This window comes from Embleya sp. NPDC020886 (assembly GCF_044333915.1).
Taxonomy (GTDB): Bacteria; Actinomycetota; Actinomycetes; order Streptomycetales; family Streptomycetaceae; genus Embleya.
This window is the reverse complement of sequence record NZ_JBIRRX010000006.1, coordinates 445,901-458,315: the sequence shown is the minus strand read 5'-3', so window position 1 is coordinate 458,315 and position 12,415 is coordinate 445,901. Positions and strand designations below refer to the sequence as shown.

The 12,415-nt window shown below is 70.6% G+C and carries 10 protein-coding genes and 1 pseudogene; 6 read left to right on the top strand and 5 right to left on the bottom strand.

Annotated features, from left to right (window positions below):
* Positions 1-160: 160 nt before the first annotated feature.
* Positions 161-307 carry a hypothetical protein gene (locus ACH4U8_RS23950; protein WP_395780101.1) on the bottom strand — a complete coding sequence of 49 codons (147 nt, stop codon included), beginning with the start codon at positions 305-307 and terminating at the stop codon, positions 161-163.
* Positions 308-322: 15 nt separating this feature from the next.
* Here ACH4U8_RS23950 and ACH4U8_RS23945 point away from each other — a divergent pair, with 15 nt between their 5' ends.
* On the top strand, positions 323-835 hold the full coding sequence (locus ACH4U8_RS23945; protein WP_395780099.1) for a helicase associated domain-containing protein: 513 nt from the start codon (positions 323-325) through the stop codon (positions 833-835).
* A gap of 1,098 nt (positions 836-1,933) precedes the next feature.
* Here the strand turns inward: ACH4U8_RS23945 and ACH4U8_RS23940 are convergent.
* Complete coding sequence (locus ACH4U8_RS23940) at positions 1,934-2,536, bottom strand: TetR/AcrR family transcriptional regulator (protein ID WP_395780023.1); 603 nt, start codon at positions 2,534-2,536, stop codon at positions 1,934-1,936.
* Positions 2,537-2,696: 160 nt separating this feature from the next.
* Between ACH4U8_RS23940 and ACH4U8_RS23935 the strand changes: the two genes are divergently transcribed.
* From ACH4U8_RS23935 to ACH4U8_RS23925, 3 genes are all read left to right on the top strand, one after another.
* Complete coding sequence (locus ACH4U8_RS23935) at positions 2,697-4,256, top strand: MDR family MFS transporter (RefSeq protein ID WP_395780021.1); 1,560 nt, start codon at positions 2,697-2,699, stop codon at positions 4,254-4,256.
* A gap of 595 nt (positions 4,257-4,851) precedes the next feature.
* Positions 4,852-5,358, top strand: a complete 507-nt coding sequence (locus ACH4U8_RS23930; protein ID WP_360314948.1) for a DinB family protein — start codon at positions 4,852-4,854, stop codon at positions 5,356-5,358.
* A 680-nt stretch (positions 5,359-6,038) separates the two neighbouring features.
* Complete coding sequence (locus ACH4U8_RS23925; RefSeq protein ID WP_395780019.1) at positions 6,039-6,632, top strand: hypothetical protein; 594 nt, start codon at positions 6,039-6,041, stop codon at positions 6,630-6,632.
* Between the two features lie 191 nt (positions 6,633-6,823).
* Here ACH4U8_RS23925 and ACH4U8_RS23920 read toward each other — a convergent pair whose 3' ends face one another.
* Both ACH4U8_RS23920 and ACH4U8_RS23915 read right to left on the bottom strand, forming a co-directional pair.
* Positions 6,824-8,461: an MFS transporter gene (locus tag ACH4U8_RS23920; protein ID WP_395780017.1), complete on the bottom strand. Its 1,638-nt coding sequence runs from the start codon at positions 8,459-8,461 to the stop codon at positions 6,824-6,826.
* 147 nt (positions 8,462-8,608) lie between these two features.
* Positions 8,609-9,004 carry a hypothetical protein gene (locus ACH4U8_RS23915; protein WP_360314956.1) on the bottom strand — a complete coding sequence of 132 codons (396 nt, stop codon included), beginning with the start codon at positions 9,002-9,004 and terminating at the stop codon, positions 8,609-8,611.
* Positions 9,005-11,017: 2,013 nt separating this feature from the next.
* Between ACH4U8_RS23915 and ACH4U8_RS23910 the strand changes: the two genes are divergently transcribed.
* Together ACH4U8_RS23910 and ACH4U8_RS23905 are read left to right on the top strand one after the other, a co-directional pair.
* Positions 11,018-11,209, top strand: coding sequence for a hypothetical protein (locus ACH4U8_RS23910; protein WP_360314960.1), 192 nt, complete (start codon positions 11,018-11,020; stop codon positions 11,207-11,209).
* Between the two features lie 258 nt (positions 11,210-11,467).
* Positions 11,468-12,175, top strand: coding sequence for a hypothetical protein (locus ACH4U8_RS23905; RefSeq protein WP_395780015.1), 708 nt, complete (start codon positions 11,468-11,470; stop codon positions 12,173-12,175).
* Positions 12,176-12,189: 14 nt separating this feature from the next.
* Here the strand turns inward: ACH4U8_RS23905 and ACH4U8_RS23900 are convergent.
* A pseudogene (locus ACH4U8_RS23900) lies at positions 12,190-12,414 on the bottom strand (hypothetical protein); the annotation flags it as partial.
* Position 12,415 lies beyond the last annotated feature (1 nt).

Here is a 12,415-nt window from a genome sequence, read left to right as displayed (position 1 = left end):
CTTGGCATTTCCGGGCGTCTTCGCGCCGGTATGCGGGTTCGGGCGGTGGCCGGTGGGGTTCCGGGGTGTGTGTCCTGGGGGTGTGGGCATGCCGAAGCGCCCCGTGGCCTGGGACGGTCGGGGCGCTCGGTTCGCGGTGCGGGGTTGGTCGTTCGGCTGGTTACTTGCAGGCGCCCGGCAGTGGTCGGGTGGTGTGGCCGAGCATCGGGAGCCGGCTCGCGAACAGGCGTGCCCAGGACCGGCGGGGCGAGCTTCCCGCCGGACGCAGCGCGGCGCCGGCGCCCTGGTCGAGGGTGGGCCGTGGCATCCGACGCATCGGCCGGTGGCGTGGCGGCGGCATCCGACCCACACGGCCGAGTACCCGGCCGAACGCGGCGATGGGCCCGGCTGGACGACGTGGGTCCGGACGTGGTGCGTCGCGGGACGTCGATCGGGCGGTGGGTGCCTCGGCAGCGGTCCGGGTGGGACGGGCCGAACGCGGCGCAGCGCGAGCAGCTGGGGTGGCGCTCGGGTCGACGGCGCCCGGGTCGCCTGCGCCCGCGATGGTCGACGCGGCGGCCGAGGCCGGGGCGGTGGTGTCCGTGCCGGACGGGCCTCGGCCGAAGCGACGCGCGAGCAGGCGTGGGCGATCGCGGTGGGCGCGGCGGCGGCATACCGGGCCCGGGTCGGGCACCGGGAAGTACCGTGCAGGCATGTCGAGTCGGTGGTGGCGTTCGACGGACGGCCCGAGGACGTCGGGTTGGGGGTGTGGATCACCACCACCAGGAGCAGGCGGGCGAAGCTGTCGGCCGAGCGGATCGCGGTGCTCGACGCGCTCGACATGCGCTGGACGTGACGGATGTGTGGTCTGCGTCGGATCCGTGTGATCCGGCGGGCTGATCCGCATCGACCGTGCCTTGGGCGGGGACTCGGGGCAGCGCGGGGTGCGGGCGATCGCCTCGGAGTGGGTCCGCCCTCGCGGAACCCGGCGCGGCAGGGCGGTCCGCCGTGTCGGGGAACTGCGGCGCGGGTGGTCCGGTGAGCGGCAGCGACTACCTCGAGTTGCTGCCGGTGCGGTGGCAGGCGGTCGGCGAACGCGGGATCCGCATCGACCAATGTCCAGGACACGATCCCCGCCGTGGATGTCGAGGTCCGGGAGCATGTCGGCGACCGCGGGGGGCATCCACGCCGACGACGACGCCACCAGGCCCGGCGCGGGGCCGTCGTGGCCGCCGTCGTCCCACTCGGTCGCCAACGCGGTGTTCCCCAGGACCGCCACGCCGTTGTTCGATGGGGTACGGGGGCGCAACTCGCCGGACGGGCCTCGTTGGTCGAGTGCGGCAGCGTGTTCCCGGCACGGCTCGGCACATGCGAACGGTTCAAAGATGATCACCGGAGTGGAAGCCGCCCTGGACCCGAAACACGCACCGGGCCGGGGCACTCCCCCGCCTCGCCGCCTACCTCCGCCAACGCACCGCCGGCCGAATCGGCAGCCCCCTCCCGCCTGATCCGCCAAGCCGCCATCACCGCGATCGTGGACGGCACCGAACACATCACCAAACCGGCCTCGACCGGATCCGCCTCGACCACCACGCCGAAACCCCGCACCACCCCGGCACCACCACCGGGTCCCGCACACCCCGGCGGTGGACACCCTGGCCCCGCAACCATCCAAAACCCTGTGACCTGCACAAAAACGGGCCGGGCCTTTAGACGCACAGGCCATGTGCAACACACCCGGGTGTTCTCGACGAAACCGCAATAATCCCAGGCCAGACCACACAACCCCAGCCTGGACGGCGCCGAAACGTTCTCATCCAACCTGCAGCAACACCCCAGCCCACACCACCACCCACACACCAACCACCACTGCGAAATCACACCCGCAGAAGTTCGCTGAGGGGTTGATCGAACTGTTCTCGTGTTGTCCGCGGACGTGGATGCGCTGCTGGTCTCAGACGTTTGGCCTGGTGGTGTTCCAGCCGTGTTCCAGGAGCTCGAAGGCGCTCTCGACGGCCGTTCGTGGATCGTCGCTCGCGCGGGCGAGGGCGGTGGTCTCGAGGGCGAAGTGGGCCAGTGCCCGGCAGGTGGGATTTCCTTGTGGTGCGCCGCTTGCCTCGGCGATGGCCTGGGTGAGCGCACTCTCGTGCCGCATCCACATGCGGTGGGCGTACTCGCTCAATGCCGGGGTTGAGCGGATGAGTTCGAGGAACTGTGCCATTTCCGCATCCTGGGAGAGGTGCGCGCCGGCCAGCACGTAGTCCCGGAGGGCGGCCAGGAGTGGTTGTTCCTGGGGGCGCTTGCGGACGGCGTCGAGCAGGCCGGCCTCCCGATCGGTGTCCATGTCGAAGACCAGCGCCTCTTTGCTGGGGAAGTGTTTGAAGAGCGTGGCGGTCGAGACGTCGGCGGTGTCGGCGATCTCGCGGATTCCGACATTGTCGTAGCCGCGCTCCAGGAACAGGCGCAGTGCCGCATCAGCGATGGCCTTGCGGGTTGCCGCCTTCTTGCGCTCACGGCGTCCCTGCGCCTGCGGTTCGCGGATCTGTGTCGCTCCCATGCCTGCACTCTACCCCTGAATGCGAGGCGCCTCAAAAAGTAGAGTTGTTGCACTCTTGGAGTTGTTGTGCTTCTGTGGATTGGTTGCCGCGCCCGCTGCCCTGTCGGCCGCCGGCCTCCCGCTCTTCGGTCACCACGCATCCCTGAGGGAGTGATCCGTCATGTCCACATCTCCTGCATCCCTCGACGCCCGCTCGACGGCCCCTGCCGGCACGCCCAGGCAGGTCCGCTGGGTGCTACTCGGCGTCATGCTCGCGATGCTGCTGTCGATGCTCGACAACATGGTCGTGGGCACCGCGATGCCCTCGATCGTCGGCGATCTCGGCGGTCTGGAGCACATCTCCTGGGTGGTGACCGCCTATACCTTGGTCACCGCCGTCACCACCCCGATCTGGGGCAAGTTCGGCGACCTGTTCGGCCGCAAGCCCATGTACCTGGCCTCGATCGCCGTGTTCCTCGCCGGCTCCGCACTCTGCGGCGCCGCCCGGTCCATGCCCGAACTGATCGCCTTCCGCGCGCTGCAGGGCATCGGCGCGGGCGGTATCGGCGCGGGCGCCTTCGCCCTCATCGCCGCACTCGTACCGCCGCGCGAACGCGGCCGATACCAGGGCATGACGGCCTCCGTGATGGCGATCGGCACCATCGGCGGCCCGCTGCTCGGCGGCTTCATCACCGGGAACTGGGGCTGGCGCTGGGCCTTCTACGTCAACCTGCCGCTCGGCCTGCTCGCTCTGGTGTGGCTGTGGCGGATGCTGCACATGCCCGCCGGGCGCATCAAGGCGAGGATCGACTGGCTGGGCATCGCCCTGCTGACCGTTACGATCAGCGCGACCGTGCTGGCCGCGACCTGGGCGGGCACCACCTACGCGTGGGCTTCCTGGCAGATCCTTGCTCTGGGGGCAGTCGTCGTGCTCGGGCTCGCCCTGTTCATCCGCGCGGAGCGCCGGGCCGCGGAACCCGTGCTGCCTCCGACGATCTTCACAGGCCACCGCAATTTCCCGCTGGCCATCATCCTGCTTCTGGCCGCCGGCGTGGTCATGTTCGGTGCGGGCCTGTACCTGCCGCTGTTCCAGCAGACCGTCCAAGGCGCCTCGGCCACCAACTCCGGCCTGTTGATGCTGCCCCTGATGATCCCCGTCGTGATCGTCTCCACCATCGCGGGCAAGGTCATGTCCGCCACCGGCAGGTACAAGGTCTTCCCGGTCCTGGGCGCCGCCTTCCTCACCGTCGGCCTGGGGCTGCTCGCGACCATGGGGACCGGCACGTCCCGAATCCAGACCTGCACGTACATGGTTCTCGTCGGTCTCGGGCTCGGACTCACCCAGCAGATGGCCGGTACCATCGCCCAAAACAGCGTCGCCCTGCGCGACATGGGCGCCGCCATGAGCTCGGTCACCCTCTTCCGCACCCTGGGCGGATCCCTCGGCGTCGCGGTCTACGGTTCCCTGTTCACCCGCGCCGTCCAGCCCCACCTGCCCGGCACCGACGGCACCGAGAGCGACGCGCACGCACCGGCTCACCTGCCCGCCGGGGCCAAGGACGCCTACCTGAACGCGGTCACCAGCGCCACCCACCAGATCTTCCTCACCGCGGCGATCCTGTGCGCGGCCGCGTTCATCGCGGCGCTGTACGTCATCGAAACGCCCCTCCGCAAGGCAGGACCACCCGCCGGCGCCCAGAAGGACGCCGTGACGGGCAAGGCACCTGCAGCAGCCACCTGATCCGGCGCCGCGCCATGTCGCTCGCCACCACTGCTGCCGGGCCTCGCGTCCCGCACCGGCGGCGAGCCGCACCAACTGCCGGGCCGCGCACACGACTCCGCGCGCCTCGCAGTCCTCGCACAGCCCACACAGACCCCCAAGCCGCCAGGAGCATGTCGCGCCCCGCGCAATCAAGCCGATCCCAACGGCGGTTGTGGTGAACCTTGCCGAGTCGGTGCGTGCACGCCTGCGGCGTCTGGTGGCATCCGTGACCGCGCAGGTCTGACAGGTTCTGGCGGCGCGGATCGTTCTCGCTGCGGCCGACGGGCTGACCAACGCCGCGATCGCACGCCGGCCGCATCACATCGAGATCGGCGTCCTTGAGGCGACCCCGTCCTCCTCCGTCCACGGGATTTCCCAGCGGAACCGAACATCCGTCCGGGATTCCGCAAAGCCACAGGCCACAGGCCGGACAACGTCCAGTAGGACTGGAAACCCAGGTCACGCAGTCAAGATCCAAAGTCCCAGGCGTAGGCGACGGTGGGGGTGGCGTACCAGCCGGGACCGTCATTAAATGCCGCGACGCCGGTCGTGGTGATCGGGGATGCTTCGCGTGATGACGAGAATCAACGACACACCTCCCGCGTGGGACGAACGCACTCAGCTCACCACGTTTCTCGACTACGTACGCGGCACCGCCCGCGCCAAGTGCGACGGCGTCTCCGAGGAGAACGCACGCAGGGCGCTGCTGCCGGGTTCCCCGCTGACGACCATGAGCGGACTGATCAACCACCTTCGCTGGGTCGAGTACTACTGGTTCCAGGTGGTCTTTCTCGGCGAGGAGGACCGGGGCCCGTGGACCGAGGAGGACCCCGACCGCGAGATGCGTATCGCCGTCGACTTCCCGCTCGCGCAGTTGCTCGACGAATACGCCGGACAGAGCGCCCGCTACCGCGAACTGGTCGCCGGGAACAGCCTGGACGAGCAGGCCCGGCGAGCCGTCCGCAACGGCGTCCACGTCGACCTGCGCTGGATCCTGCACCACCTCACCGAGGAGACGGCCCGCCACAACGGCCACTTGGACATCCTGCGCGAACTGCTCGACGGCACGACCGGCTCCTGACGCCCCCGGCGGCGGCGCCCACCCCTGCGCCCGCGCCGAGCCCGGCGGGCGATCCGATAGGCGCGATCACCCACAGCGCGGAGCCGCCGATCGGCCGGTGACAACCTCGGGTCGTCACCGGCCGGCCGCGTCGGCGTCCGGGTTCCCGTGCAGGAGCTGGGCGGCCGGTTCCTCCGGCAAGATCAGCGCGTTCGCGTCCTGGACGCCCCAGCGCCGTGTCCACCGTCCATTGGTTCGTCCGTACCCCGCGATGGTTGCCGCGTCCGTGCCCGATCAGCCCGCGCGTGAACCGGTTGTGGACGATCCCAGCCGCCTCGCGTCCTTATCTTCGCCTTCTACGCCGCCGTCGTGTCCTCCGCGTCGTCCATGGCCGTTCAACGCCCGAAGCCTCGGGAGTGACACCCGGCGGCACCCGCTCCGGTGACGTCCGCGCGGCGCCGACGGCGATCATCGGGTTTCCCGCCCAGTTGATCACCGGAGCGGCCGGTATCGGCACGAGACGGTGGTGGGCACGACGCACACGAGAGGCGACGGTCCCTTTCGGGACGCCGGTGTCTCGGCGCCCCGGGCGTGGGTGTGCCCCATCACCCCGGTTCGCCAGACGGCTTCGCGTTGCTGTACGGCTCGCGCGCGGCCACGGCGCCGGCCGCGGCGCGATAGGTACGGCCGTCGCCGACCTCATGCCCGACCACGCCATCGTCGAAGAGGACGTCCCGGCGCCGGAACCGGAACGCATGTCGGCGGTCCGAACTATGGTCCCGGCTGTGGGATTCTCGGGTACTTTCATCGTGGCGCGGGCCGATCGACCGCTGACGGATCAGGCGTCGATGCAAGGGTCGGGCTGCGTGCCCGAATGGTGGGCGCGAGACGGGGCTTGGCAGATCCTGCAGGCTTCGCTCGGGGGAGATCCCCGGTCTTCGATCGTGAGCGAGACGCAAGCCCCGGTTCTCGTTGCGCACGTACTCCACAGCGACTTCGTGACTGTTCAAGCCGCCGGTCCGAGCGGCCTGTTCTGGCAATGTGCCTTGTCCCCCGTGATGGCGCGCGACTACGGCTTTCCCGAGAAGTGGATCGGCGATGCGGACACCGTATTCCGACATGCCTGCCTGTGGGCCCGGGAGGCCGGCCTCCGGCCGGACCCGTCGGCGTTGAGAGCCGCTCTGGTGGCAGAGGGCGATCCACTGGCCGAGGCCCTGGTCTTCGACCTCACGCAGGCGTTGGGCTTCCGATTCGACGGCGGCACGCCCCTTGACCCATCGGTCACAGGCAGTTGAATCGTGCCCGCGCGAGGTCGACCGAGGCCGGGCCGGGCGGTGGGTGGGTGACGACACCGATGCAAAGCCGCCGGCAGTGACAAGAGGCTTGTTTCCTCGGTGACGACAAGCTTGCTTTGTGAAGCACCGACCCCCAGCTCGGACTGCCCGACTGGGGAGAACTTCGGTGCTTCTGCACGATCGTTTGCCCGTCAGGACGGCTGTTCGGCCGCCGCGATCCGGTCGGCGTACGTGCGGTGTGCCTTGCGGACGGCCGCTGTGGATCCGTCCCCGAGGAGTACGGCGCATTGCCGGAGCGCGGCCCGGTGGAGGGTGATCGGGGCGGTGACGCGTAGCGAACAGCCGTGTCCGCGGCGGATGTTCCATGCCGCGTTCAGCGCGTCGCGGATCGCGTCGTCCGAGGTGTTCCACAGGTGTTCGGCGAGCAGGCCGGGCATGTCGATGGTGGTCGGCGGGTCGACGGGCGGCGCCTGCTCGGGCCGGTCCTGGTCCTGGGGCGGGACGTGGGGGAGTTCGCGCGCGCCGGCGCCATCCATGCCACCACGCACCGCACCATCCGCCCCGCCCTCGACAACGGCTTCGACCGCAGCGCGAATCGTGTCCTCCCGGATCACCCGCACGAACGGGAGGAACAGCAAGGCGCACGCCGCCGCCGCGAGGGCGAAGACCACGCGCGGGCCGGAGGTCTGGGCCAGGACGCCGGCCAGGACGGCGCCCACCGGCATGCCGCCCCATCCGATCAGGCGGGCCGCGCTCGACACTCGGCCCAGCAGTTCGTCCGGGATCAGTCGGTGCCGCAGGGTCACCACCGTCACGTTCCACAGGCCGCTGCCGAACCCGCCCACGAACGTGGTGATGCCGATGATCCACACCCGGTCGGTGAGGGCCGGGGCGCCGAGCATGAGCACGCTTGTGATCACGTCGACGACCAGCGTGTCGCGTGCTCCCAGGGTTCGCTGCACCCAACCGGCGGCAAGCGAGCCGAGGACGCCGCCGAGCGCGAGCGTGGTCAGGAGCAGGCCGTATTCGGCGCCGCTCAGGCCCATCGGCCCGGGGGCGACCGCGTACAGCACGAGGACCGCGCTCCACGCGCTCCACGCTCCGGCCATCACGCAGACCATCACGGCCAGGTTCCGGAGCAGCGGGTGGCGGCGCAGGAACGTCAGCCCTTCGGTGAGCTCGGCGCGCCACGAGGCCCGATCGGGTGGGCTCGGCTGCGGCCGAGGGGTGGCCGGGCGGGGAATGGCCGGCCGTGGGGCGTATCGGCCCCGGACCAGCAGCAGCAGTGCCCCCGCCGCGGCCAGGTACACACCCGCCGTTCCCAGCACGGCGGTCACCGTGCCGGCCGCGACCAGCAGGCCGCCGAGGGGCGGGCCCACGAACTCGTTGAGCGCCGAACGGGTGCTTTCCATACGGGAGTTGGCGGCGCCCAGCCGATCCTTCGGTACCACGGCGGGCAGCATCGCCGAACTGGCGAGGTCGCCCACGAGTTCGGCGGTCCCGAGCAGGAAGGCCATCGTGTAGATCATCGCGAGTGGGGCCACGTCGCCGGCCAGGGCGAGTGCCAGCAGGCCCAAGGCGGCGACCCGCAACAGGTGTGCGACGCGGACCAGTCGGCCGCGCTCGACCCGGTCGACGAGGACGCCGACGGCAAGCGTGCACAGCACGTAGGGCATGGTCTGTGCCCAGGTCACCCCGGCCACCAGCCCGGGTTCGGACGTCAGGGTGAGCGCGATCAGCGGGAGTGTGATCACGACCAGGCCGTCCGCCAGGTTGCTCAGGGCGTAGGCCGTCCACAGGCCGACGAACTCGCCTCGTCGCTCCCTCATCCCATTCGCTCCACATGCCATACGCCTCTCACACCACTCGCCCCCTCGCACCGTCGCTCCCGCGTCTCGGCCGCATGCGACGACCGCCCCCGACGCTCCGGGGGCGGTCGTCGTCGTCCGGCTGTCGCCGGCATTTCGTGGGCGCTTTCAGCAGAGCAGCGCGCACGTGGCGCGGGTGAACGTCCCCGTGCCGTGGCCGCGCACGGTGTGTGCGAAGGCGGCCCTGGGGTTGGCCGGGGCCGGTACGCCGGCGTGTTCGGTGAGGCCGAGCGGGGCGAGGACGGCGCGCGTCTGCTCGCCGACGCAGTGGACTCCCCGGTTGGCCAGAATCGTGTCGGCGATCCGTCCGCCGAGCCCGTCGAGAGCTTCGCCGGTCCAGGTCGAGATCGTGTACTCGTCCGTTCCGGTCCGCTCGAACAAGCGGACGTCGGCGGCCCCTTCGCTCTCCACGAGGAGGGCGAAGATCCGGCGGCTCGACAGGTCCATGTCCAAGGTGTCCATCTTGGCCAGGATCGCTTCGGGATCGCCGTAGAGCTCGTGCACCTCGGGCGTCCACGCGTAGCGGTTACAGCGCGAGGGTGAGATCGCCCGTGCGGCTTCTTCGGTTTGCGCTGTCTCGTGCATCGATGTGGTCAAGTGACCCCCGATCGTCAGGCGACGAGCAGTGAGCCCGGCGCCGGTGGACAGAGCTCGCGCATGCCATGTTCGTGTGGGAGCGGGCCGACCGGAACTCCAAATCCGGTCAATCACCTACAGCCGGACGAACAAGGCGGCCGTGCGCGTTACGGCTCCTGCGGCGTTCGGGTCGCCCGGCGTCTGGACGTGTGGCGTTTCGAGGGTGCGGCGACCGCTCATCGGCGGACAGGGTTCGACCGGGTCGGTCACGATCTCCGCGACCGGCTCACGCCCCTGGCTCCGACCCTGCTCTTGTCCGTCCTCCGGCCGTCGGTCCGGCAACTGCCCTGTGCCGCAGCCCCTTTGCCGTCAGGGTCGGGCGGACGGGCGGGCCGTCGGCGTCCAGCGCGTGCCGCAGGACCGGCACCGGGTAGGCCGGGAGCTGGTCCATGCGCGCCGGATCCGCGTTCGACAGGTGGTGGCGGCGGGCCGGGTCGCCCGTGTGGATCCACGTCTCGAACGCTCGGTCGGCGAACGCCCGGACGCGGGTCGGGCAGACGCCGGGCGCGGTCACTCGTTCGCCTCCGCGTGCGGCCTCGCCCGCCGCGTCCGGGGTGCCGTGGGCCCGGTCGCGCCGGATCGCCCGCACCCGGGCCCATGGGCAGGCCCTCCAGCCGGGTCGCCACCTCGACGGTGAGGGTGCCGTCCGGGTCGCCGAGGCCCACGCGCGGCGCGAGCTCCTTCTCCCCGAGCGTCTCGGATCCGGCGTCCCCGGCGTCCCTGCCCCGCCCGGCAACGCCTCCCGAGCGCCCAACGGGCCACTCACCACGCCATCGGTCGCGATCAGGTGGGCCGGCAGGTCCGCGAGGTTCCAGCCGTGGCCGGCCGTGTCACCGATCGTGGGTCGGGTGAAGCTTGCAGCGTCCGCGCACAGCGCGTCCACCGGGGGTCCGGCGCGGAGACCGCCGCCGCGAAGCATTCCGCGTGGTCGGCCACGCGCGGCGCGGGAGCCCGTGCCGGCGGCGCCGCGTGCGGGGCTCGGGACCGCAAGTCCGGGCCCAGGAACCGCATTTCGGGCAGCCGGGCTCCGAGCAGCGCGGCCACGTCGGCGTGCGCCGCCTCGGAGCCGTTGGTCGCGCCGGGCCTCCGTGTCCGTTTCGGGTTCGTCGGCGAGCACTCTCGCCGGACGTCGAAGGCCGCTGCGCATCCGGGACTTCACCGTCCCTCCGGCACTCCCGGTTGTGCCGCGACCTGTCGGGTTCCGCTTCGGCCACGGTGGCGATCACGCTGAACGGCTCGTGCCGAGGGCGTGCGGGCAGCCCAGCGAACCTGCATGCCGCGATCTGCGGGAGGCCGCGGCTTCTACCGGGTGTCGGTCGTCTCGGCGAACTCGACGCGTCCGGTGTCGTCGATCGCGAGCCGGCGACCGGTCCGGTGCGGCGGTAGCGGGCCCGTGCCGGGAAGTCCGGTTCGACCAGGAGTCGTACTTCGGAGGAGAGCGCGGCTACGCGGTCGCCGGGCACAGCCATACGCGGGGTACCTGTCCCTTGCCGACTACGTCCCGGACTCGACGTGCGGGACCACGTTCCCATCGGTGGCCGGCTCGAAGTGGAAACGGACGGCCTCCTCGTCCCGGAAGCACGAACCCAACGCGTCACCGGCCCACCGTGCCGAAGGGCTCGTCGTGCCGGTTCCGGCCGGCGGTGCCGTCGTCGTGGATGTGCGGCATGAATGACGTACCGAATACGCGTCTCATCGGTGGTGGGTTGCCCGCCGAAGGTCCCACCGCGTTCACCCCGAAGCCCGGGTCGGTATTGCGCAGGGCGTGGCAGCCGGTTACGCGCCGCGCACGGGGCGGGCGACCCGCGCAAGAGGGACACTGGAGGAGTAGCGGCACCGTGCCCGGCGCCGCCGGGCACGGGTGGGCCGCAGGAGGTTTTCATGCCTGACACCGAGGTGCGCGGCGAGCACCGGCTTCACGACGACCACCACGGAATGCACTCGCCCCCGCGCGCGATGGTACGGGGAAGCGACATGCGCCCGTCCGACGAAGACGCCACATCGGAGCAGACCGCCCACGCCTACGAGACGTCGCAGGCCGAGGGTGACCGCGCCGAGGACGAGGACGACTGACCATTGGAATCGGCGGGCCCGGCCGAATCGGCAGCGGGCCGCAAGCACGGCCTTCGGGAGAGCCTGCGCGGCCGGGAGACCGGTGTGCTTGGCCGGGCCTTGCGCGCGTGCGAAGTCGATCAACCGCAGCCGGGTCCAACCACAGCCGGGTCCCGGAGACGACGTCCCCTCGGAGACGACTTGGAACCACCAACGGAATGACCTTCAAGCCTCGTTGGAGCTGCACGGTGGGTAGCGACTGCGTGCGAGGATGCTGCCGTGCTGGATGAGATCGACGCGGTGGACTGGGCTTCCATACCGGGCCCTCCCAACTGGTATGAACCGGATCGTGCCGTCCGTGGTCTACATGACCTGGCCGAGGCAACGAACCTGGTACAGGCGGCGGGGGCCGGCTCGTGCCTCGCCAACGGTGGGATTGTTCATGGTCACAGTGCCGCCGTGTTCCCAGCGGCCGTGGTTGCGGCTCCACTGCTTCTGGACATCGCCCAGCAGGGTCATCCGAGGGCAAGGGACACCGCGTTGGGGCTGCTTGACGAGGCCCTGTCGTGCTATCCGCATGCCGGGTACACGCGGGTAGTGGCTGCCGACGGCACCGCGGTCCCCATCTGCTGTGCCATCGCCCACCATCTGCGAGCCCGCACCGACTTCCTTGTCGGGCTGGGCAAGAGGGGCCGGTCATTGCCGGCCGACGCGGGCACGCACTGGCGCTTCGAGATCCGCGAGTGCGTGGCCGACGGCGGTGACACGGCGGCCTTCGGCATCTTGGCCGGCTGTCTCCCCGGCGGCGTGCATGCGGCGGAAATGCATCTTGCCGGCGCCATTACCGTGCTGAGCGAACTCACCCTCGAATACCCGCCCGAGGAAGGCTCTCACGAAGCATGCCTGCGGGTGATCGCCCGGGATCCGAGCGAACTGCCGCAAGGTGCCCTGTTGTTTCCGGCGGAGTGCGGGGATCGCGTGCACTGACTCGCTCCAGTGCTTCAACGATCTTCTGGTGCAGGGACCGGCCGCTGCAGTGCCGTGGCAAGACGCCGCCGGCAGATCGGGGCGCATCCGAGGGTGAGGAAGGCTTCGTGGATGTCGTCGCGGATCTCCCAGCGGATCCGCAGGCGGCGGAACCAGTGCGGGTGGGCGAAGGCGCGCACGACGACCCGGCGTTGGGTGCCTGGCCCGGAGCCATGCTCGGTGCCACGTCGTGCGATCACG

Excerpts from the sequence above, each read along its gene's own strand:
- ACH4U8_RS23935 (WP_395780021.1), top strand. The coding sequence starts at position 2,697 with ATGTCCACATCTCCTGCATCCCTCGACGCCCGCTCGACGGCCCCTGCC.
- ACH4U8_RS23950 (WP_395780101.1), bottom strand. The coding sequence starts at position 307 with ATGCCACGGCCCACCCTCGACCAGGGCGCCGGCGCCGCGCTGCGTCCG.
- ACH4U8_RS23920 (WP_395780017.1), bottom strand. The coding sequence starts at position 8,461 with ATGAGGGAGCGACGAGGCGAGTTCGTCGGCCTGTGGACGGCCTACGCC.
- ACH4U8_RS23925 (WP_395780019.1), top strand. The coding sequence starts at position 6,039 with ATGCCCGACCACGCCATCGTCGAAGAGGACGTCCCGGCGCCGGAACCG.
- ACH4U8_RS23940 (WP_395780023.1), bottom strand. The coding sequence starts at position 2,536 with ATGGGAGCGACACAGATCCGCGAACCGCAGGCGCAGGGACGCCGTGAG.
- ACH4U8_RS23930 (WP_360314948.1), top strand. The coding sequence starts at position 4,852 with ATGACGAGAATCAACGACACACCTCCCGCGTGGGACGAACGCACTCAG.
- ACH4U8_RS23910 (WP_360314960.1), top strand. The coding sequence starts at position 11,018 with ATGCCTGACACCGAGGTGCGCGGCGAGCACCGGCTTCACGACGACCAC.